This window comes from Microbacterium sp. LMX7-1.2, assembly GCF_040675935.1.
In the GTDB taxonomy this organism is placed as follows: Bacteria; Actinomycetota; Actinomycetes; order Actinomycetales; family Microbacteriaceae; genus Microbacterium.
Genome location: NZ_JBEGIL010000001.1, coordinates 3,533,943 through 3,555,414, shown reverse-complemented (window position 1 = coordinate 3,555,414; position 21,472 = coordinate 3,533,943). Strand labels below are relative to the sequence as shown.

Sequence of the window (21,472 nt, the reverse complement as noted above, 5' to 3'; positions counted from 1 at the left end):
CCGCCGCGACCAGCCTAGCGAGTAGCGGCCTGCCGGGTGGCGAGATGGGAGTGGATGTTCTGCGCGAGGACGGGCCCGATGCCCTGGACCTCCTCGATCTGCCCGGGCTCGGCCGCCCGCAGTGCCGTGACCGAGCCGAAGTGCTTGAGCAGGACCTTGATGCGCGATGCTCCGAGACCGGGGACCTCCGCGAGCACGCTCGTGATGTCGTTCCGCCGCCTCTTGCGCTGGTGGGTGATCGCGAAGCGATGGGCTTCGTCGCGCAGCCGCTGCAACAGGTAGAGCGCCTCGCTGGTGCGCGGGAGGATCACGGGGAAGTCGTCGCCGGGCAGCCAGATCTCCTCGAGTCGCTTCGCGATGCCGCACACCGCGATCTCGGTGTGTCCCGCGTCGCGGAGCGCGCGGGCGGCGGCCTCGACCTGCGGTCGGCCACCATCGACGAGGAGCAGCTGCGGCGGATAGGCGAACCGCGGCTTGCGCTTGACGGTCGCCTCCCCGACGTCTTCGCCGACGATCTCGTCGGTCGTGGGGTCGATGACCTCGATCTCCTCCGGGCGGTCGAGGTAGGCGAGGCGTCGACGCAGCACCTGGTACATCGAGTCGGTGTCGTCGGTCGTCTCCGCGATGTTGAACGAGCGGTACTGGTCTTTGCGGGGAAGGCCGTCTTCGAAGACGACCATCGAGGCGACGACGTTCGTGCCACCGAGGTGCGAGATGTCGAAGCACTCGATGCGCAGCGGGGCCTCGCTCATGCCGAGCGCCTCCTGCAGGTCGGTGAGCGCCTGGGTGCGCGCGACGTAGTCACTGGTGCGCCTGGTCTTGTGCCGGATGAGCGCCTGCTGGGCGTTGATCGTCGCGGTGCGCATGAGGTCGGCGCGTTGCCCTCGCTGCGCGACGGCGATCTCGACCTTGCGCCCGCGGCGCTCGCGCAGCCACTCCTCGAGCTCCGCCGCGTCGTCGGGAAGCGTGGGCACGAGGATGCGCCGCGGCACGTCCTGTGCGTCGCCGTACGCCCGCTGCAGCACCTGATCGACGAGGTCGGCGGAGGAGATGTCGATCTCCTTCTCGATCGTCATGGCCCGTACACCGCGCACGCGCCCGCCGCGGATCGTGAAGTGCTGCACGGCGGCGGCCAGCTCATCCTCGGCGATGCCGAACAGGTCGGCGTCCTCGTCGGCCGCGAGCACGAGCGCGCTCTTGCCGAGCACCGCTTCGATCGCCGAGAGCTTGTCGCGGTACTTCGCGGCGGCCTCGTAGTCCATGGCGGCCGAGGCGGCCAGCATCCGCTTCCTCAGGTCGCGGGTGAATCGCTCGTCACCGCCGGCCATGAACGCGACGAAGTCGTCGACCATGGCACGGTGCTCCTCGATCGTGACGGTCATGGAGCAGGGTCCGCCGCACTTGCCGATCTGGCCGGGGAAGCACGGCCGGCCGGTCTGCATCGCCCTCTTGTAGCTGGCGTCGCTGCACGTGCGGATCGGGAACGCCTTGACCATGAGGTCGATCGTCTCGTGCACGGCCCACACCTTGGGGTACGGGCCGAAGTAGCGTGCGCCGGGGATCTTCCTGTTCCGGGTGACGATCACCCTCGGTGCCTCATCGCCGAGCGTGACCGCCATGAACGGATAGGACTTGTCGTCCTTATAGCGGACGTTGAACGGCGGATCGAACTCCTTGATCCACATGTACTCCAACTGCAGGGAGTCGACGTCGGTCGGGACGACCGTCCATTCCACCGAGGCCGCGGTCGTGACCATGCGTCGCGTGCGCTCGTGCAGGGTCCGCAGAGGCGCGAAGTAGTTCGACAGGCGCTGACGCAGGTTCTTCGCCTTGCCGACGTAGAGCACTCGTCCTGCCGCGTCACGGAACCTGTACACGCCAGGGTCGGTCGGGATCTCGCCCGCCCTCGGCTTGTACGGCAGCACGTCGGCCATCAGCTGGCCTTCCGCGCGGAGCGCCCCTCACCCAGGATCTCCGCGAGGAACTGACCCGTGTGGCTCTCCTCGACTCGGGCGATCTGCTCGGGGGTCCCGGTCGCGAGGATCTCTCCACCGCCGGAGCCGCCCTCGGGTCCGAGGTCGATCACCCAGTCGGCCGACTTGATGACATCGAGGTTGTGCTCGATCACGATCACGGTGTTGCCCTTGTCGACGAGTCCGTTCAGCACCTCGAGCAGCTTGCGGACGTCTTCGAAGTGCAGACCCGTCGTGGGCTCGTCGAGCACGTAGATGCTGCGTCCGTTGCTGCGACGCTGGAGTTCGGTCGCGAGCTTGACTCGCTGCGCCTCACCACCGGACAGCGTCGTCGCCGACTGCCCGAGACGCACGTAGCCGAGGCCCACGTCGACGAGCGTCTTCATGTAGCGGTGAATCGCCTGGATGGGCTCGAAGAACTCCGCCGCCTCGGCGATCGGCATCTCGAGCACCTCGGCGATGTTCTTGCCCTTGTAGTGCACGGCCAGGGTGTCGCGGTTGTAGCGCTTGCCGTGGCACACCTCGCAGTCGACGTACACGTCGGGCAGGAAGTTCATCTCGATCTTGATCGTGCCGTCGCCCGAGCACGCCTCACAGCGCCCGCCCTTGACGTTGAAGCTGAAGCGCCCGGGCTGGTAGCCGCGCACCTTCGCCTCGGGGGTCTCGCTGAACAGCGTGCGGATGCGGTCGAACACGCCCGTGTAGGTCGCCGGGTTCGATCGCGGGGTGCGTCCGATCGGCGCCTGATCGACGTGCACGACCTTGTCGAGGTTGTCGAGCCCCGACACGCGGGTGTGCTTGCCGGGAACCGTGCGCGCCCCGTTCAGCCGCGAGGCGAGCACCTGATAGAGGATGTCGTTCACGAGCGAGGACTTGCCCGATCCGCTCACGCCGGTGACGGCAGTGAGGATGCCGAGCGGGAAGTCGACGCTCACGTTCTTGAGGTTGTTCTCGCGAGCGCCGACGACGCTCACCTTGCGCTTCTTGTCGATCTTGCGTCGCTTCGTCGGGGTCGGGATCTCCCGCGCGCCCGACAGGTACTCCCCCGTCATCGATCCGGACTCGCTGAGCAGTGCCGAGTACGGCCCGGAGTGCACGACCTCGCCGCCGTTGACGCCGGCACCGGGGCCGATGTCGACGACCCAATCGGCCGCCTCGATCGTCTCCTCGTCGTGCTCGACCACGATCAGGGTGTTCCCGAGGTCGCGAAGTTTGATGAGCGTGTTGATGAGTCGACGGTTGTCGCGCTGGTGCAGACCGATCGACGGCTCGTCGAGCACGTAGAGCACGCCGGTGAGCCCGGAGCCGATCTGCGTGGCGAGACGGATGCGCTGCGCCTCACCGCCCGACAGCGATCCGGCGGAGCGGCTGAGGTTCAGATATGACAGACCGACCTGCAGCAGGAAGTCGAGGCGGAGACGGATCTCGCGGAGCACCTGCGCCGCGATCTTCGCCTCGCGCTCGCTCAGGGTCAGGGTCTCCATGAACTCACGCGCGTCGGCGAGGCTGAGGTGGGAGACCTCCGCGATCGAGTGGCCGTGCACCTGCACCGCGAGCACCTCGGGCTTGAGGCGGTCACCGTCGCACACGGGGCACGGGACCTCGCGGAGGTACTCCCCCCACCGGGCACGCTGCGTATCGGACTCTGCCTGCGCGTACTGGCGCTCGATATACGGCACGACGCCCTCAAAACCCGAGGCGTAGCGCATTTCGCGACCGTAGCGGTTCTTCCACTTGACGGTCACCTTGTAGTTGTCGCCGCGCAGGATCGCGTCCTGCACGTCGACCCGGAGGTCCTGCCAGGGGGTGTCGAGCGAGAAGTTCAGGTCGGCGGCCAGGCCCTCGAGCAGGCGCTCGTAGTACTGGAAGAGCCCCTTGCCCTGCGTGGTCCACGGGATGATGGCGCCCTCGCGGATCGAGAGCTCCTCGTCGCCGAGCATCAGGTCGACGTCGACGGACATGCGCGTACCGAGACCCGAGCAGGCCGGGCATGCGCCGAAGGGAGCGTTGAACGAGAACGTGCGCGGCTCGATCTCGGTGAGGCTCAGGGGATGCCCGTTCGGGCACGCGAGCTTCTCGGAGAACGACTGCCACGCGGCATCCCCCTCCTCGTCGACGTAGTTGACCTGCACCACGCCGCCGGCGAGCCCCAGCGCGGTCTCCACGGAGTCCGTGACGCGGCCGAGGATGTCGTCGGAGGCCACGAGGCGGTCGACGACGACGGCGATGTCGTGCTTGTAGCTCTTCTTGAGCGTGGGCGGCTCGGCGAGCTGGATGAGGTCGCCGTCGACGATCGCGCGCGAGTACCCCTTGGCACCGAGCTCGCGGAACAGGTCGACGAACTCGCCCTTCTTCTGCGAGACGATCGGCGCGACGATCTGATAGCGGGTCCGCTCGGGCAGGCCCATGAGCTGGTCGGCGATCTGCTGCACCGTCTGGCGCTGGATTCGCTCACCGCACTCGGGGCAGTGCGGGATGCCGATGCGCGCCCAGAGGAGTCGCATGTAGTCGTAGATCTCGGTGATCGTGCCCACGGTCGATCGCGGGTTGCGGTTGGTCGACTTCTGGTCGATCGACACCGCCGGGCTCAGACCCTCGATGAAGTCGACGTCGGGTCGGTCGACCTGACCGAGGAACTGACGCGCGTACGCGCTCAGCGACTCGACGTAGCGGCGCTGTCCTTCCGCGAAGATCGTGTCGAACGCGAGGCTCGACTTTCCCGACCCCGACAGGCCGGTGAACACGACGAGCGAGTCACGCGGGATGTCGATGTCGACGTTCTTCAGATTGTGGACGCGGGCACCGCGAACGCTGAGTTTTCCTGGGGTTGCAACCGGGACGATAGGCACCGGACAAGTCTACGAGGGGCCACGGACATTGGCTCCGCTGCGGCTGGGAGCCGCCTCCGAGAACGACGCCACTGCAGCGACATCCGCGCGTCGCAGAGCGCGCAGCGCGAACACGATGCCGAGCACGAGCAGGGCCGCCGCGACCGGTGCGACCCACCCGATCTCCGAGGGGAGCCCGCGCCCCGCCAGGAGCGCGGTGCCGAAGGCGAGGGGCTGGGCGATCAGCTGGATCACCACGAGACGGCGCAGCGAGACACCGAGCACGCGCAGCGACAGTCGCGATCGGACCGGGACCACGAGGGAGAGGCCCGCGCACACGTGGATCGCGTGCACGAGCAGCACCGCCAGGGCGGTGCGGGCGATGCTCGGCTCCCCGAGGAGAACCCCGAACGGCAGACAGGCCGCCGCTCCCCACGCCGCCATCGAGACGGGGAGGACGACCGACACGGCCGCCAGGACGATAGCGATGCCCTGCCAGAGCGGGAACGGCATGAGCACGAGAGCACCGACCGCGACGAAGGCGACCACGAGGAGCCGCGGCACGATGCCGGGGATCGCCGCAGGGACGCGGAACGACTGTGCTCGGGGCTTCATCGGCGCACCGCCCGCGCCCGCTGCTGCCGGAGAGCCGCGAGGCGCATCCCGGTGTCCCGTTCGGTCGCCCATCGCACGACCTCGATACCGGCGTGCCGCAGCTCGGCGAGGACCTCGGTCCGCTCCGCGAGCAGCGTGCGCATCGCGATGGTCTGCTCCGGGGTCAGGCGCGCGGCCTCGAGCTCCGGGAGGATGTCCACCGCGACCACGGCGTGGCCGGATGCCCGCCAGCGGGCCGCGAGCTGCGCCGCGATGCCGTCGAAGAACGTCGACAGCACGAACACGATCGACCCCACGGGGACGACCGGAGATCGACGGTAACGGGTTCCGTCCGCACCGGACCCGGTCGCCGAGATCGCCCCGCTCAGTCGGGCCAGATGCCGGGGACCGCTGCCCGACCGGAGTCCCTGCCCTCCGCTCGCGAGCGCGTGATAGGCGACCCGGTCCCCGGCGGCGATCGCAGTCGCGGCGATCGACAGCGCGGCCTCGCGTCCGAGGTCGAGCGAGGTGACGCCGCTGCGCTCGGGGTCGCCCGACCCCCAGGCTGCGACAGCGGACCCGAGGTCGTCGACGGTGTCGAGCGCCACCACGACCGATGAGTCGCTCAACGAGTCGGTGCGACGCACGAGCAGATCTCCGGGGCGGCGCGCGGCGCGGGCGGTCGCGCGCCAGTCGATGCGACGCAGCTCATCACCGGGCACGAAGGGGCGGATGTCGCGGAAGTCGCCTCCCTCGCCCGGACGAGAGCCGTCATGTGCCCCGTGGAGGCCCAGGAGCCGTGGCGCGAGCGGGAGCCGTCCCAGGTCGTTCCGTGCCGGCGGGACGCGCCAGTCGAGAGCGAGCCGCGCGCCCACGTCCGAGGCCCAGGCCCCGTCGACCGAGATCGCACGCGCCGTCACGGCGAGCAGCTCGACCGGACCCGAGTGCAGCGGACGAGTCGAGGTGCGGAGGACACCGCGGCCCGGCATCACGTCGGCGAGCCCTGCCCGGCGTCCACCCTGATCCACCGCGAGCTGGATCCAGTCGAGGTCGGCGGAGGCGTGCACGTCGACCGCGCCCTTCACCTCCGCGCCGGCGTCGCCGACCGCGGTGCCGGCCCGCAACACTACGCTCACGGAGGCGCTCGTCGGGCGCCGCAGCAGCGCCCACGTCGATGCGAGGGCGAGCGGGAGTCCTATCGCGACCAGGTCGGCGCGGGATAGCGCGAGCCCCACCACCGCGAGCAGCGCAGCGCCGATGACGCCGACGGCCACCACCGGACTCCGGTGCCATCGCACCGGCATCCGCGACTCGGACCGGACCTCCTCCGTCATCGTGCGACGGATGCGGTGGGTGGGACGGGTGTCTGCGCGAGTGCGGCCTCGACGACCGAGGCGGGATCCGTGCCCTGCGCCCAGGCCTGCGGAGTGAGCGTGAGTCGATGTGCGAGCACCGGGACCGCGATGCGCTTGACGTCGTCGGGGCGCACGTAGTCACGGCCGTCGAGAGCCGCCAGCGCCCGACCGAGCAGCACGAGCGCCTGCGAACCGCGGGGCGAAGCCCCCACCGAGACCGTCGCGGCCGTCCGGGTCGCGCGAGCCAGATCGACGCAGTACGCGATCACATCCGCATCGACGTGAATGCGCTCGACGGCATCCTGGATGCCGCGGAGCTGCGCGCTGTCGACGACGGGCTCCACGGGCGCATCGGCACTGCGCCTCCTGATCCGCTCCGAGACGATCCGCGACTCGTCGTCGCTCGTGGGGTAGCCGACCGACAGCCTGACCATGAAGCGGTCGAGTTGCGCCTCGGGCAGCGCGTACGTCCCCTCGTACTCGATCGGGTTCGACGTGGCGATCACATGGAAGGGATCGGGGAGCGCGTGTCGGACGCCGTCGACGGTGACCTGGCGCTCCGCCATCGCCTCGAGCATCGCCGACTGGGTCTTGGGGGTCGTGCGGTTGATCTCGTCCGCGAGCAGCAGTCCCGTGAAGATGGGCCCGGGTCGGAACTCGAACGATCCCGTGGCGGGGACGTACACCGACGAGCCGGTGACGTCGCCCGGCAGCATGTCGGGCGTGCACTGCAGACGCCGGAAGTCGAGCCCGAGCGCTGCAGCGAGGCTTCGGGCGGCGAGCGTCTTGCCGAGTCCGGGGACGTCCTCGAACAGCACATGGCCGCCGGCGAGGATGCTCGCGAGCGCGAGCGTGAGGGGTTCGTCCATGCCCACGACGGCGGTGCGCACCCCTTCCAGGATGCGGCGTCCCGCGGCGGCGATGTCGACGGTCTCAGCGGTCATGCGTTCTCTCCTGGGCGGTGGGGTCGGTCAGTGTGCGGGCCTCGCCGGGTGGCGGGCCCTGTTCGGGGAGGCGGTCGAGCGCGTCGAGGACTCTCTCGACGTCCGCGCGGCGCACCTCTCTCGCGCGGATCAGATCGAGGACGCCGGCGCCGAGGAGCTCATCGATGCGCAGCCGGTCCCCCGGTTCATCGGGGTCGAGGCTGTGGCGGGCGAGCCGACGTCGCAGCACGCGGTCGACCCGACGGATCACCGCGTGGCCAGCGACGCCCGTGCGGCTGTTGATCGACCACGCGAGCCGGGACACGTCCGAGCCCTGCGCGGAGCTCGACGGCGCGGGCGGAGGCCAGGCACCGCTCTCGTCGACGAGCGACGGGCGGGTGAGGAGCACGAGCGCGACCGCCAGCAGCGCCCAAGAAAGGGCGAAGTCGTAGGGCGCGCCGACGGCGGTCAGCAGCAGAGGTACGGCGACGACGAGCACTGCGCCGACCGCGAGCAAAAGGATCCTCCGCGTCATCGCCATCCGTCCTCTATCGCCTGCAGGCACTGCGCCGCCGCCTGTCGATCGTGCTCCGTCGCGACGAGTCCCCCGAAGCGCACGTCCTCGTACAGTCGCAGCAGTCGTGCGACCTCGCGGGTGATCGACGCGCGTCGCGCGAGGATGCGCACCGTGAACTCCGCGGCCGTCTCCGACGCGCCACGGATGACCCCGGCATCCGCGGCGGACTCCTCGAGCCCGATCCAGGCGGCGACGATCGCGTCCGTCGGGATGTCGTCCCGCTCGATCGCTACGCGCGCTCTGGCGATCCCCCGACGGACCTCGACCGCATCCGGAGCATCCGTCGGCGCGGGCTCTGCGGCGACGGCACCCACGGCGACGTCCGCGCCGCCGCGACGACGCAGACGGCGCCCGTGCCACAGGCTCATCAGGGTGCGTACCAGGAGGCGGAGTCCGAAGAACAGGACGAGGAGGATCACCGCGCCGATGACGATGACCACGACGGCCGTGAGGATCGTCAGGACGATCGAATCCTGCGGAGGTTCGAACTCGGGCAGCCCCGATGTCGTCGGAGCAGGCTCGGGCACCGGAGTCGTGGTCGGGAGCGATTCGGCGTCGTCTGCCGTACGGAAGATCGGATGTCCTTGGACCGCGGCAGCGAGCATGAGGACCGCGAAGAAGCCGGCGACGGCGAGAAGCGGAAGCGCGAGGCCCGTTCGTCGCGCGACATCGGTTGTCCGCGAGTTCTCGGGCGGGACGGTGCGCGACATGCCTCCACCCTAGGTGGATGCTCGGCGACAGCTCGGACCCTGTGGACGGTGTCGGCGGAGCGGTCAGGCGTCCTGTCGTCGCCCCGCGAACCTCGACAGCCCGTCGCGCAGCGCGGAGATCTGGTCGATGTCCATCCCCACGGCCGCCATGACCTGATGGGGCACGTCGAGTGCCCGCTCGCGCAACGCCCGTCCGGCGTCCGTGAGCGCGATGTCGAGGCGGCGCTCGTCCTGCGCGCTGCGCTGCCGGCTCACGAGTCCGTCGGATTCGAGACGCTTCACGAGCGGAGAGGCGGTGGCCGGGTCGAGCGCGAGGTCGGCCGCGAGGTCGTTCAACGGACGCGGCGCCTTCTCCCACAGGGCCAGCATGACCAGATACTGCGGATGCGTGAGCCCGAGCGGCTCGAGGATGGGCCGGTAGATCGCGACGACGTTGCGTGCCGCCGTCACCACGGCGAAGCACAGCTGGTTGTCCAGCTTCAGCAGGTCGTCTCGGGTCGACATGCGATCGACTATACATGCCCCCTAATAGTTAGTACACTAAGCATCATGACGAGTCCCGATGAGCGCCCTCCCCTCCGCGACAGGATCCGCGAGGCGGGCGGGCTGTACTCGTGGATCAACACGAACCTCATCCGCTTCGCCGGCCCGGCGTCGGTCGGACCGTACGAGAAGACGCCTCCGCCGAGCGCCGCGGAGCGCGCGGAACGCGGATGCCCGCTGTGCGGCGCTCCTATGACACAGCATGAGATCGACCGCTCGGGACCCAAACCTCTCGTGCACTGCCCCTGAGCCCGGGGCTCAGTAAGGGGTCAGTGCAGACCTGAGGCGTCCTCTCGAGTGACGTCGAGCCAGAAGGCGAGCGCCTCGTCATCGGAGGTCGCGCTCGGCGAGACGTCGAGCCACCCCGTGCCCATGGTCCGCGGTCCCATGACCGCAGTCGCCACACCGGGTCGTGTGACCAGCGCCGCGCCGTTCTCCTCCTGCACCCGCACGAGCAGCACGCCTCCCGAGCGAGCGCCGACGAGGATGTGCCCGTCGACGAGGAAGGCACGGGTGCCGAACATGCGCTTCTCCTCGACGTCACCACCGAGCGTCAGCAGCGCGCGTACCCGATCGGCGAGTTCCTCTCCGGCGGCATCCATCGCGGTCCCTTCGATCAGGCGTGCCCGGCGCGCTCCATGGCGCGCAGCTCCTTCTTGAGATCCTGCACCTCGTCACGCAGCCGTCCAGCGAGCTCGAACTTCAGCTCGGAGGCGGCGGCAAGCATCTGGTCCGACAGATCCTGGATCGTCGCCTCGAGCTGCTGCGCTCCCTCCGCCGCGATGCCCGTGCGACGCAGGTTCGGCGTCGGGGACTTGCCCTTGCCCGTGGCCCGGCCGCGACCCGCCATCATGTCGGCGGTGTCCTGCCCCTCGCGCGCGAGGACCTCGGTGATGTCGGCGATCCGCTTGCGCAGCGGTTGCGGATCGATGCCGTTCTCCTTGTTGTACGCGATCTGCTTGTCGCGGCGACGGTCGGTCTCCTCGATGGCCTTGGCCATCGAGTCGGTCATGTTGTCAGCGTACATGTGCACCTCGCCCGAGACGTTTCGCGCGGCGCGGCCGATCGTCTGGATGAGTGAGGTGCCGGAGCGGAGGAAGCCCTCCTTGTCGGCGTCGAGGATCGCCACGAGCGACACCTCGGGGAGGTCGAGTCCCTCTCGGAGCAGGTTGATGCCCACGAGCACGTCGTAGACGCCGGCACGGAGCTCGCTCAGCAGTTCGACGCGGCGCAGCGTGTCGACGTCGGAGTGAAGATAGCGGACTCGCACGCCGTGCTCGCCGAGGAAGTCCGTGAGCTCCTCGGCCATCTTCTTGGTGAGGGTCGTGACCAGGACGCGCTCGTCGCGCTCGACACGCAGGCGGATCTGCTCGAGCAGGTCGTCGATCTGCCCTTTCGACGGCTTCACGATGATGTGCGGGTCGACGAGTCCGGTCGGACGGATGATCTGCTCGACCACGCCGTCCGCGATGCCCATCTCATACTTGCCCGGCGTCGCCGAGAGGTACACGGTCTGGCCGATGCGGTTCTTGAACTCGTCCCAGCGGAGAGGACGGTTGTCCATCGCGCTCGGCAGCCGGAAGCCGTGGTCGACCAGGGTGCGCTTGCGCGAGGCGTCGCCCTCGTACATCGCGCCGATCTGCGGCACCGTCACGTGCGACTCGTCGATCACGAGCAGGAAGTCGTCGGGGAAGAAGTCCAGCAGCGTGTGCGGCGGCTCCCCCGCCTGTCGGCCGTCCATGTGTCGCGAGTAGTTCTCGATGCCGGAGCAGAAGCCGAGCTGCTGCAGCATCTCGAGGTCGAACGTCGTGCGCATGCGCAGACGCTGGGCCTCGAGCAGCTTGCCCTGACGCTCGAACTCGGCGAGGCGCTCCTCCAGCTCGTGCTCGATCGTCCCGATCGAGCGCTGGATCACGTCGGTGCCGGCCACGTAGTGCGAGGCCGGGAAGATCGGCACGGAGTCGAGCTTCTCGATGACCTCGCCCGTGAGAGGGTGCAGCGAGTAGAGCGCCTCGATCTCGTCGCCGAACAGCTCGATGCGGATCGCGTGCTCCTCATACACCGGGATGATCTCGATCGTGTCGCCGCGTACCCGGAAGTTGCCGCGCGAGAAGTCGACGTCGTTGCGGTTGTACTGCATCGCGATGAACTGCCTGATGAGGGCGTCGCGGTCGTACCGCTCCCCCACCTGCAGCGCGACCATGGCCCGCAGGTACTCCTCGGGCGCGCCGAGGCCGTAGATGCACGACACGGTCGATACCACGACGACGTCGCGGCGGCTGAGCAGCGAGTTCGTCGTGGAGTGCCGCAGCCGCTCGACCTCGGCGTTGATCGAGGAGTCCTTCTCGATGAACGTATCGGTCTGCGGCACGTACGCCTCGGGCTGGTAGTAGTCGTAGTACGACACGAAGTACTCGACCGCGTTGTTCGGCATGAGCTCACGGAACTCGTTCGCGAGCTGAGCCGCCAGGGTCTTGTTGTGGGCGAGCACGAGGGTCGGACGCTGCACCTGCTCGATGAGCCAGGCCGTCGTCGCCGACTTTCCCGTTCCGGTCGCGCCGAGCAGCACGATGTCGGTCTCGCCCGCGTTGATGCGCGCGGCGAGGTCGGCGATCGCCTGAGGCTGGTCGCCTGCGGGGGCGTATTCGCTGACGACCTCGAAGGGACGGACGCTGCGGGTGGTCTGCATACCTCCAGCGTAGGCGGGACCACCGACATCCGGGCCGTGTCCGTCGCTGCGCCTAGAGTGGGGCCGTGATCGAGTTCGTGATCGGCACCAGCCTCGCGGCATCGGCGGGCCTCAACGCCTGGATGCCGCTCTTCCTGCTGGGACTCGCCGACCGGCTCCTCCCACCGGTCGAGCTGCCCTCAGCCTGGGCCTGGCTGTCGAGCGATCTCGCACTGTGGATCGTCGGCGCGCTCCTCGTGCTCGAGATCGTCGCCGACAAGATCCCCGCGCTCGACTCGATCAACGACGTGATCCAGAGCATCCTCCGCCCGGCTTCGGGCGGAATCGCCTTCGGTGCAGGGGCCGGTGCGCAGACGGTCGCCGTCGGCGACCCCGCCTCCTTCTTCGCCGACAGCGCGTGGGTGCCCGTCGCCGTCGGCATCGTGATCGCGCTCGCCGTGCACGTCATCAAGGCGACGGCGCGGCTGGCCGCGAACGCGACGACCGGCGGGTTGGCGGCCCCCGTTCTCAGCACTGCCGAGGACGGCGCCTCGTTCGCCCTCGCTGCCGCGGCCATCCTGGGCCCGATCCTCGCCGCCGTTCTCCTGCTCGCCCTGATCGTGCTCGTGATCGTGCTGCTGCGACGGCGCGCGCGGCGACGTCGCGAGCGCGCATCCGTCCCGGTGCCGTGAACCCACCGCGCTCTGACGTCTCCGCCGAAGCCTGAGAGCTCAGGATCCGCCGTCGTCGAGTGCGTGCGAGCCGGATGCCCGACGCAGCGCACCGCCCGCCAGCGCCGCCGCGACCCCGCACAACACGACGACCGCGACGACGAACCAGGTCCAGTCGACGCCTCCGAACACGATGCCCAGCGCCCAGCCGAAGAGGCTCGACCCCGCGTAGTACCCGAAGTAGTACAGCGACGACGCCTGCGCGCGGGTCGCGGGGTCGGCGGCGACCGGTGTCCACCCCGAGGCGACGGCATGGGCTGCGAAGAACCCCGCAGTGAACAGCACGAGTCCGAGCAGCACCAGCGCCGTGGCGCCCGCGAGCAGCAGCAGGGCGCCCGCGACCATGACGGCGATCGCTCCGAGCAGGACGGGGTATCGACCGAACCGCGACGCGAGCGAGCCCGCCCACGGCGAGGAGAACGTGCCGGAGAGGTAGGCGAGGAACAGCAGCGTGACGAGCCAGCTCGGCAACGCGAACGGTTCGGCGGAGAGATGGAACCCGAGATAGTTGTAGACCGCGACGAACGCGCCCATCAGCAGGAAGCCCTGCGCGTAGAGGGCGAGCTGAGACGCCGACCTCAGGGGCGTGACGAGCCGCGCGAGCGCCCCGACGGCGTCGCCCGGAGGACGCAGGCGTCCCGGCACGAACCCCTCCGCCCGCGGTACGAGCCACAGGAAGAGCACTGCGGCGACCGCGCAGACCGCGGCGACCGTCCACATCCCGACCCGCCACCCGGCTGGCTCCCCGACGATGCCTGACAGGATGCGGCCGAGGAGGCCTCCGACGGTCGTGCCGGCGATGTAGCTCCCGGCTGCCGCCGCAGCGCTGCGCGCCCGGACCTCCTCGCTCAGATACGCGAGCGCCACGGCCGGGACGGCGCCGAGCGCCACGCCCTCCAGCAGACGGAGCAGGAGCAGCATCTCCAGAGTCGTGCTCAACGGCGCCAGGAGCCCGAGCACGGTCGCGGCGAGCACCCCGATGCCCATCGCCGGGATGCGCCCGATACGATCCGCTACGAGCGACCACGGGATCACGGCTGCGGCGAGTCCGAGCGTCGCGGCCGACACCGTGAGCGCCGCCGTCGCCGGCGCGACCCCGAGATCGGCCGACAGCCGAGGCAGGACCGCCTGCGGCGAGTACAACTGCGCGAAGGTCGCGATGCCCGCGAAGAACAGGCCGGCGATCAGACGGCGGTACGCAGTCGATCCCGGCGCGTGCCCGGAGAAGGTCACCGCGCGCGGAGGCGCTGCCAGAGCGCGTCGGTCTGAGCGAGCGTCTGGTCGAGCGTCCCCGAGGTGTCGATCACCTCGTCCGCGATCGCGAGGCGCCGTTCGTCGGACACCTGCGCGTCGATGCGCCCCTGCGCAGACGCTGCGTCCATGCCGCGAAGCTCGACGAGGCGTCGGAGGCGCACCTCGGCCGGTGCGTGCGCGACGACGACGAGATCCCAGGGGTCGTCCACCCGCGCCTCGACGAGCAGGGGCACGTCGTACACCACGACCGCGTCGGGAGCCCCGGCGGCAGCCTCCTCGAATCGACGCTGTGACTCGGCCCGGACGGCGGGGTGCACGATCGCGTTGAGCCGCTGCAGCCGCTCCTGGTCGCCGAACACGATGGCTCCGAGAGCCGCGCGATCGAGCGATCCGTCCGCCGCGATCACCCCCTCGCCGAAGGTCTCGGCGATCGCTGCGAGGACGGGCGTCCCGGGAGCCTGCACGTCGCGGACGATCCGGTCGGCGTCCACGATGATCGCGCCGTGCTCCGCGAGCCGCCGGGCGATGGTCGACTTCCCCGACGCGATGCCGCCGGTGAGAGCGATGAGAGGCATGACGTCAGTCTAGGCTCGCACCGACAGTGACGCTCAGCGGGCGAGGAGCTGACGCCGCGAGCTCAGCACGCCCGTGTCGAAGCCTGCGAGGTGCAGCCCACCGTGGAAGCGGGCGTGCTCGATCTTGATGCATCGGTCCATGACGACCGAGAGCCCCGCGGACTCGGCGAGAGCTGCGGCATCCTCGTTCCACGAGCCGAGCTGCAGCCACAGCGTGCTCGCGCCCGCATCGATCGCCTCCTGCGCGACACCCGGGAGGTCGTCGTGGCGACGGAACACGTCGACCACGTCCGGCACGACCGGGAGGTCGGCGAGCGAGGCGTACACGGGCTGTCCGAGGATCTCGGTCTCGCGCGGGTTCACCAGGTACACGTCGTAGCCGCTGCTCGACAGAAGGTAGGTGGTCACGAAGTACGAGGCCCGCGCCGGGTTGTTCGAGGCGCCGACGATCGCGACGCTCTTCGTGCGTCGCAGGATCTCGAAGCGCCCCTGTGCACCCGGGCCGACCCACGTGCGCCCCTCCACGGTCGGCGCCGCGCCGGGCAGCGCGCAGGCGACGGCATCCGGGGTGGGGATGGTGCAGGCGTCGCCGGCGTTCACGGTGTCGCTCATCGGTTCGCTCCCGTCGCGAGGGTCAGGGCCTGGTCGAGGTCCCAGATGATGTCGGCGGCGTCTTCCAGGCCGACCGAGATGCGGATCAGATCGGGGCGCACACCCGCCGCGACGAGCTGCTCCTCGGTGAGCTGACGGTGCGTCGTGGACGCGGGGTGGATCACGAGCGTGCGCGCGTCGCCGATGTTCGCGAGGTGCGACGCGAGTTGCAGGCTCTCGATGAGCTTCTCCCCCGCCGCACGTCCGTCCTCTGCCTTCACACCGAACGCGAAGACGGAGCCCGGCCCCAGCGGCAGGTACTTCGCAGCGCGCTCATGGTGCGGGTGCCCTTCGAGCCCCGCCCACGTCACGTACTCGACTCGCGGGTCAGCGGCGAGCCAGTCGGCGACCACGCGCGCGTTCGCGACGTGGGCGTCGATCCGCTGCGGCAGGGTCTCGATGCCCTGCAGGAGGTTGAATGCGGACTGCGGGCTGAGTGCGGGACCGATGTCGCGCAGCTGCTCGGTGCGGAGCTTGGTGAGGAACCCGTACTCGCCGAAGTTGTCCCACCACTTGATCCCGCCGTAGGAGGCGACCGGCTCGGTCATCTGCGGGAAGCGTCCGTTGCCCCAATCGAACGTGCCCTTCTCGATCACCACGCCGCCGAGCGTGGTGCCGTGTCCGCCGAGGAACTTGGTGACCGAGTGGATGACGATGTCGGCGCCGTGCTCCAGGGGTCGCGCGAGGTACGGCGTCGCGAGCGTGGCATCCACCACGAGCGGCACGCCGGCCGCGTGCGCGACCTCGGCGAGCCCCTCGATGTCGGCGATCTCGCCCGAGGGGTTGCCGATCATCTCGACGTAGACGACCTTGGTCTCGGGGCGGATCGCGGCGGCGAAGTCAGCCGGGTCGGTGGAGGCGACGAACGTCGTCTCCACACCGAAGCGACGCAGAGTCACGTCGAGCTGCGTCACCGTTCCCCCGTACAGTTGCGCGGCGGCCACGACATGGTCGCCCGCGCCGACGAGGGCGGCGAACGTGATGAACTCCGCGCTCATGCCGGACGCGGTCGCCACGGCGCCGATCCCGCCCTCGAGCGAGGCGAGGCGCTCCTCTAGGGCCGCGACGGTCGGGTTGCCGATGCGCGAGTAGATGTTGCCGTACTTCTGCAGCGCGAAGAGGTTGCCGGCGTCCGCCGCGTCGTCGAACACGAACGACGTCGTCTGGTAGATCGGCACGGCTCGCGCGCCCGTCGCGGCGTCCGGCGTGCCGCCTGCGTGAAGCGCTCGGGTGCGGAATCCGAAGCGGTGTTCTTCCGTCATGGTGTCCTCAGTTCGACGTTCTCGAGCACGGCGGCGATGTCGTCGACGGCCCACGGGTTCTGCAGGGAGGTGGTATCCCCCAACGGTGCGACCGGCCGACCGGCACGACGGTCGTGCTCGGCCTCCCACAGCTGCGCGAGCAGCCGGCGCATGATCTTGCCCGATCGGGTCTTGGGCAGGTCCTCCACCACCACGATATGACGCGGCTTGGCCACGGGGCCGATCGCGCGGGCCACCTCGTCGCGGAGTGCGGCGCTCGAGACCTCGGCGCGACCGGAACCGGTCACGAAGGCCACGACCGCCTGACCGGTCACGGGATCCGCGACACCCGCGGTCCCCGCCTCGCCCACGGTGTCGTGTGCCACCAGCGCCGACTCGATCTCGATGGTCGACAGACGGTGTCCCGACACGTTCACGACGTCGTCGAGCCGGCCGAGGATGCGGATGCTGCCGTCGGCGTCGCGCGTCGCGCCGTCGCCCGCCACGTAGTAGCCGCCCCACTCGCCGTGTCCGGCGTAGGTCGCCCAGTAGGCGTCGCGGTAGCGCTGCGGATCGCCCCACACCGTGCGGGCCATGCCGGGCCAGGGTCGCCGGACCACGAGAGTGCCCGAGCGTCCGGGAACGACCTCCCCGCCGTTCTCGTCGACCACGGCGGCATCGATGCCGGGAAGAGGCACGGAGGCGGAGCCGGGAGTGATCGTGGTGACGCCAGGGAGGGGCGCGATCATCGCCGCGCCCGTCTCGGACTGCCACCACGTGTCGATCACGGGGACCTCGTCGCGCCCGAAGTTCCTGCGGAACCACACCCACGCCTCAGGGTTTATCGCCTCGCCCACGGTGCCGAGAAGACGCAGCGTCGACAGGTCGTGACCTGCGGGGAGGTCGGCTCCGAACCAGGTCATGAAGGTCCGGATGAGCGTGGGTGCGGTGTAGTAGACCGTCACCCCGTAGCGCTCGATGATCTCGAGGTGCCGTTCCCGCGAGGGGGTGTCGGGCGTTCCCTCGTAGATGACCTGCGTCAGACCGTTCGACAGGGGGCCGTAGATCTCGTAGGTGTGCGCGGTGACCCAGGCCAGGTCGGCGGTGCACCAGTGCACGTCATCCGGCTTGGCGTCGAAGTGCGCCCAGTGCGCCCAGCTCGCGTGCGCGAGATAGCCACCGGAGGTGTGCACGAGGCCCTTGGGCTTCCCGGTCGTGCCGGACGTGTAGATGATGAAGAGCGGATGCTCCGCGTCGAAGGCCTGGGCCTCGTGATCGGGCGCGGCCGTGTCGACGACGTCGTGCCACCACACGTCGCGACCGTCGGTCCACGGCACGTCCTGCCCGGTGCGGCGGAGCACGAGCACGTGTTCGAGGTCGGAAAGGCCCGCGGCGGCGGTGTCGGCGGTCGACTTCACCTCGGTGGCGGTGCCGCGACGGAACTGACCGTCGGTGGTGACGAGGAGCTTCGCTCCGGTGTCGGCGAGGCGGAAGCGCAGCGCCTCGGCCGAGAAGCCGCCGAAGACGAGCGAGTGCACGGCGCCGATGCGGGCGCAGGCGAGCGTGATCACCACGGTCTCGACGAGCACGGGGAGGTAGATCACGACGCGATCGCCGGGGCGGATGCCGAGGGCCAGCAGTCCGTTCGCCGCCTGGGACACCCGACGCTGCAGATCGGCGTACGTGACCGTCGTGCGGTCGCCGGGCTCGCCCTCGAAGTGCAGGGCGACCTTGTCTCCGCGACCGGCCTCGACGTGCCGGTCGACGCAGTTGTACGCGACGTTGAGTCGTCCGCCGAGGAACCATCGCGCGGCGGGTACGGCGCCGTCGACAGGCGGCTCCCACTCGTGCGCGGTGTGCCAGGACTCCGCCCAATCCAGACGCCTGCCGGCGTCCTCCCAGAACGCGATCGGGTCGGCGGCGGCCCGTGCGTAGGCCTCGGCCTGCACGTTCGCGCTGGCGGCGAGGTCGGCGGGCGGCGGGTAGCGGCGCGACTCGTGCAGTCGCGCTTCCGATCCGCTCACGTCCACCGACGCAGCAGGTACTTCTCCACGAGCGCCAGGACGCCGTTCGTGATCGTGCCGAGTAGCGCGAGGAGCACGATAGACAGGATGATGCGGTCGACGCGTCCGCTGCTCTGCGAATCGGTCAGCAGGAATCCCAGACCCATGGACGACGCGATGAGCTCGGCGGCGACGAGGAACAGCCAGGCCTGCGCGAGCGCCAGTCGGAGGCCCGCGACGACCGACGGCACCACGGCGGGGAGCTGGACGGTGCGGAACAGCGACCACCCGCGCAGGCTGAACGAACGGCCCGCCTCCACGAGGTGCGGGTCGACGTGGCGCAATGCCGTCGCGACGGTGGTGTACACGGGGAAGAACGCGCCGATCGCGATGAGCGTGACCTTGGAGGACTCGCCGATCTGCATCCACAGGATCAGCAGCGGGACCCACGCGAGCGAGGGGACGGCGCGGATCGCGGCGAGCGTCGGGCTCAGCAGGATGTCTCCGAGCCGCGAGAGGCCGACGATGCCCGCGGCGGCGAGACCGATGACCGAGCCGATCGCGAAGCCGAGCAGCACGCGCTGCACCGAGATCGCGATGTGCGTCCACAGGGCACCGCGCTCGGCGAGCTCGACGCCCGCGGCCCACACGGACGCCGGACTCGGGAGGCGGTATGCCTCCACCATCCCGGTGGTGGTCGTGATCTGCCAGGCGGCGATGATGAGCACGGGAAGGACGAATCCTCCCACGATCCGCACGGCAGGACGGTCCCAGCCGCGGCGCGAACGTGCATCCGCGGGACGATACGTGCCCTTCGCGGCGTCGAGCGCGTCGCGCGCGTCCGCGAGGACGACCACGCGCCGGTCCGTGCCCGTCACTCTCCTCCGACCGCCTTCTTGGCGAACGTGTCGTTCACGATCGAGTCCAGGGCCTTGTCGACCGACTCCTTGCCGCCCTGCACGTCACCCGAGTCGACGAGCACCGGCGCGATCTTCTCGAGCACGGCGATCTGGTCGTCTCCGGGGACGCCGCTCACGTCGAGGTTCGAACGCTCCTCGATCACCGTCGTGGCGACCGCGGGGTCGATGCCGGCGACCTCGGCGAGCAGCGCCGCGGTCTCCTCCGGGTTCTCGAGCGCCCATTCGCGGGCCTGCTCGTACGCGTCGACGACGGCCTGTGCGAGGTCGGCGTGGTTGTCGATGAAGTCCTCGGTGGCGTTGAGGAATCCGTAGGAGTTGAAGTCGACGTTGCGATAGACGAGCTTGTCGCCGGACTCCACCTCGGCGGCGGCCATGATCGGGTCCAGACCCGACCAGGCGTCGACCGAGCCGCCGTCGAGCGCTGCACGGCCATCCGCGTGCTGGAGGTTCTGCACCTCGACGTCGTCGACCGAGAGACCGGCCTCTTCGAGGGCCTGGAGCAGGAAGAAGTAGGGATCGGTGCCCTTGGTCGCGGCAACCGACTTGCCCGCGAGGTCCTCGACAGAGGTGATGTCGCTGTCGGGGCCGACGACGATCGCCGACCACTCGGGCTGCGAGTAGATGTCGATGACCTTGATGGGCGAACCGTTCGCCCGAGCGAGCAGCGCCGCCGATCCTGCGGTCGAGCCGACGTCGATCGATCCCGAGCGCAGCAGCTCGTTGGCCTTGTTCGAGCCGGCGGACTGCACCCACTCGACGGTGACGTCGTCGCCGAGGATGTCCTCGAGCAGACCCTGGTCCTTGACGACGAGGCTCAGCGGGTTGTAGGTCGCGAAGTCGATCGACAGCGTGTCGGCCGACCATTCGCCCGCTGCCGCGGCGTCGTCCTTCGCGGCGTCGGCGGCCGGAGCATCCTCGCCTGCGACACAGCCGGTCGCGAGGAGCATCATCGTGCCGGCGATCGCGATCGCAGGGACGATTCGGCGGGTGATGGTGCTCATCGGGTCTCCTCGGTGGGGATGCGGTGGTGGGTGTCGACGCCGAGGCCTTCGAGGAGCTCGGCGCGGAGGTCGGCGAGGGCGCGGTCCGCCCTGTCGCGGGGTCGGGTGCCCGGGACGGTGATCGTGCGTGCGATGGACGGCTCGGCGGTCTCACCGGCCAGCGTGCGAAGCAGCAGCACGCGGTCGGCCAGGTACAGGGCCTCCTCGACGTCGTGCGTCACGAGAAGGATCGTCGTGGGCTCCGCGGCGTGGATCTCGAGAAGCAGGTCGTGCATGCGGAGGCGCGTGAGCGCGTCGAGCGCCCCGAAGGGCTCGTCGAGCAGCAGCACACCGGGGTTTCGCGCGAGCGCTCGCGCCAGCGACGCGCGCTGCGCCATTCCCCCGGAGACCTCGCGGGGGCGCTGCCCCGCGGCATGCTCGAGGCCGACCAGTCGCAGCAGCTCGGCGACGCGCTCGCGGCCCTCACGGCGGGGAGTCCGCCGAGGCAGGCCGAGTTCGACATTCTGCGCGATGGTGCGCCAGGGCAGCAGACGCGGCTCCTGGAAAGCGACGGCGGTCCGCTCGTCGGCGTCCGCGACGGGGTCGCCTGCGAGCGCGATACGACCTCCGCTCGGCGAATCGAGTCCGCCGACCAGTCGCAGCAGCGTGGACTTGCCGCAGCCCGAGGGCCCGACGACCGCGACGATCTCGCCGGCCGCGATCTCGACGTCGACGCCACGCAGCACCGCGCGTGTTCCCCGTCCGAGGGGGAAGGAGCGCTCCACCGCGTCCAGACGCACCGGGACCGCGGCGCCGGGCGCTCCGAAGGCGTCGGTGCCCGAGGGCGCGCTGAGCAGGGAGGTCATGTCCCCATGGTGTCCGAGTGCGGCCGAATGTGACGAACCGCCTCGTAATGTTCGGTCACGAAGCTCCGAGGCCCGCGCAT

20 protein-coding genes are annotated in these 21,472 nt (G+C 69.9%); 2 read left to right on the top strand and 18 right to left on the bottom strand.

Translation table 11 applies throughout. The annotated features are described in order from the left end of the window. Window positions 1-14: 14 nt before the first annotated feature. The 8 genes from uvrC to MRBLMX7_RS17400 form a co-directional block, all read right to left on the bottom strand. The gene (gene uvrC / locus MRBLMX7_RS17435) at window positions 15-1,934 is read right to left on the bottom strand and encodes an excinuclease ABC subunit UvrC (protein WP_363370408.1); all 1,920 of its coding nucleotides are present in this window, start codon (window positions 1,932-1,934) and stop codon (window positions 15-17) included. Next, window positions 1,934-4,822 carry an excinuclease ABC subunit UvrA gene (gene uvrA, locus MRBLMX7_RS17430; RefSeq protein WP_363370406.1) on the bottom strand — a complete coding sequence of 963 codons (2,889 nt, stop codon included), beginning with the start codon at window positions 4,820-4,822 and terminating at the stop codon, window positions 1,934-1,936. Before uvrA ends, uvrC begins: the two co-directional genes overlap by 1 nt. Before the next feature lie 9 nt (window positions 4,823-4,831). After that, window positions 4,832-5,416: a hypothetical protein gene (locus MRBLMX7_RS17425; RefSeq protein WP_363370404.1), complete on the bottom strand. Its 585-nt coding sequence runs from the start codon at window positions 5,414-5,416 to the stop codon at window positions 4,832-4,834. Next, complete coding sequence (locus MRBLMX7_RS17420; RefSeq protein WP_363370403.1) at window positions 5,413-6,729, bottom strand: DUF58 domain-containing protein; 1,317 nt, start codon at window positions 6,727-6,729, stop codon at window positions 5,413-5,415. Before MRBLMX7_RS17420 ends, MRBLMX7_RS17425 begins: the two co-directional genes overlap by 4 nt. Beyond that, window positions 6,726-7,694, bottom strand: coding sequence for an AAA family ATPase (locus MRBLMX7_RS17415; RefSeq protein ID WP_363370401.1), 969 nt, complete (start codon window positions 7,692-7,694; stop codon window positions 6,726-6,728). The genes MRBLMX7_RS17420 and MRBLMX7_RS17415 overlap by 4 nt, the downstream gene beginning before the upstream one ends. Next, window positions 7,684-8,208 carry a hypothetical protein gene (locus tag MRBLMX7_RS17410; protein WP_363370400.1) on the bottom strand — a complete coding sequence of 175 codons (525 nt, stop codon included), beginning with the start codon at window positions 8,206-8,208 and terminating at the stop codon, window positions 7,684-7,686. The genes MRBLMX7_RS17415 and MRBLMX7_RS17410 overlap by 11 nt, the downstream gene beginning before the upstream one ends. Further along, on the bottom strand, window positions 8,205-8,960 hold the full coding sequence (locus MRBLMX7_RS17405) for a DUF4129 domain-containing protein (protein WP_363370398.1): 756 nt from the start codon (window positions 8,958-8,960) through the stop codon (window positions 8,205-8,207). The genes MRBLMX7_RS17410 and MRBLMX7_RS17405 overlap by 4 nt, the downstream gene beginning before the upstream one ends. Before the next feature lie 63 nt (window positions 8,961-9,023). Next, the gene (locus tag MRBLMX7_RS17400) at window positions 9,024-9,464 is read right to left on the bottom strand and encodes a MarR family winged helix-turn-helix transcriptional regulator (RefSeq protein ID WP_363370396.1); all 441 of its coding nucleotides are present in this window, start codon (window positions 9,462-9,464) and stop codon (window positions 9,024-9,026) included. Between the two features lie 45 nt (window positions 9,465-9,509). Between MRBLMX7_RS17400 and MRBLMX7_RS17395 the strand changes: the two genes are divergently transcribed. Then, window positions 9,510-9,752 (top strand): hypothetical protein, encoded by a 243-nt coding sequence (locus tag MRBLMX7_RS17395; protein ID WP_050723778.1) that lies wholly within the window; start codon window positions 9,510-9,512, stop codon window positions 9,750-9,752. A 20-nt stretch (window positions 9,753-9,772) separates the two neighbouring features. Here the strand turns inward: MRBLMX7_RS17395 and MRBLMX7_RS17390 are convergent, their stop codons facing one another. Both MRBLMX7_RS17390 and uvrB read right to left on the bottom strand, forming a co-directional pair. After that, window positions 9,773-10,105, bottom strand: coding sequence for a TfoX/Sxy family protein (locus MRBLMX7_RS17390; protein WP_363370394.1), 333 nt, complete (start codon window positions 10,103-10,105; stop codon window positions 9,773-9,775). Window positions 10,106-10,119: 14 nt separating this feature from the next. Next, window positions 10,120-12,192: an excinuclease ABC subunit UvrB gene (gene uvrB, locus MRBLMX7_RS17385; protein WP_363370393.1), complete on the bottom strand. Its 2,073-nt coding sequence runs from the start codon at window positions 12,190-12,192 to the stop codon at window positions 10,120-10,122. Window positions 12,193-12,257: 65 nt separating this feature from the next. Here uvrB and MRBLMX7_RS17380 point away from each other — a divergent pair, with 65 nt between their 5' ends. Continuing rightward, window positions 12,258-12,863 carry a DUF4126 domain-containing protein gene (locus MRBLMX7_RS17380; protein WP_363370391.1) on the top strand — a complete coding sequence of 202 codons (606 nt, stop codon included), beginning with the start codon at window positions 12,258-12,260 and terminating at the stop codon, window positions 12,861-12,863. A 39-nt stretch (window positions 12,864-12,902) separates the two neighbouring features. Here MRBLMX7_RS17380 and MRBLMX7_RS17375 read toward each other — a convergent pair whose 3' ends face one another. Genes MRBLMX7_RS17375 through MRBLMX7_RS17340 form a run of 8 tightly spaced genes read right to left on the bottom strand, consistent with a single transcriptional unit; the run spans window position 12,903 to window position 21,392 of the window. Then, a complete protein-coding gene (locus MRBLMX7_RS17375) occupies window positions 12,903-14,135 on the bottom strand; it encodes an MFS transporter (RefSeq protein WP_363370390.1) in 1,233 nt (410 codons plus the stop codon). Next, a complete protein-coding gene (coaE, locus tag MRBLMX7_RS17370) occupies window positions 14,132-14,731 on the bottom strand; it encodes a dephospho-CoA kinase (protein WP_363370388.1) in 600 nt (199 codons plus the stop codon). The genes MRBLMX7_RS17375 and coaE overlap by 4 nt, the downstream gene beginning before the upstream one ends. 33 nt (window positions 14,732-14,764) lie before the next feature. Then, the gene (locus MRBLMX7_RS17365; protein WP_082297689.1) at window positions 14,765-15,343 is read right to left on the bottom strand and encodes a CoA-binding protein; all 579 of its coding nucleotides are present in this window, start codon (window positions 15,341-15,343) and stop codon (window positions 14,765-14,767) included. After that, entirely contained in the window at window positions 15,340-16,644 is a 1,305-nt protein-coding gene (locus MRBLMX7_RS17360) for an O-acetylhomoserine aminocarboxypropyltransferase/cysteine synthase family protein (protein ID WP_363370386.1), read from the bottom strand. Before MRBLMX7_RS17360 ends, MRBLMX7_RS17365 begins: the two co-directional genes overlap by 4 nt. After that, on the bottom strand, window positions 16,641-18,653 hold the full coding sequence (gene acs / locus MRBLMX7_RS17355; protein WP_363370384.1) for an acetate--CoA ligase: 2,013 nt from the start codon (window positions 18,651-18,653) through the stop codon (window positions 16,641-16,643). Before acs ends, MRBLMX7_RS17360 begins: the two co-directional genes overlap by 4 nt. Continuing rightward, complete coding sequence (locus tag MRBLMX7_RS17350) at window positions 18,644-19,504, bottom strand: ABC transporter permease (RefSeq protein WP_363370382.1); 861 nt, start codon at window positions 19,502-19,504, stop codon at window positions 18,644-18,646. The genes acs and MRBLMX7_RS17350 overlap by 10 nt, the downstream gene beginning before the upstream one ends. Then, window positions 19,501-20,547, bottom strand: coding sequence for an aliphatic sulfonate ABC transporter substrate-binding protein (locus MRBLMX7_RS17345; protein WP_363370380.1), 1,047 nt, complete (start codon window positions 20,545-20,547; stop codon window positions 19,501-19,503). The genes MRBLMX7_RS17350 and MRBLMX7_RS17345 overlap by 4 nt, the downstream gene beginning before the upstream one ends. Then, window positions 20,544-21,392, bottom strand: coding sequence for an ABC transporter ATP-binding protein (locus tag MRBLMX7_RS17340; protein ID WP_363370378.1), 849 nt, complete (start codon window positions 21,390-21,392; stop codon window positions 20,544-20,546). The genes MRBLMX7_RS17345 and MRBLMX7_RS17340 overlap by 4 nt, the downstream gene beginning before the upstream one ends. Window positions 21,393-21,472: the final 80 nt, after the last annotated feature.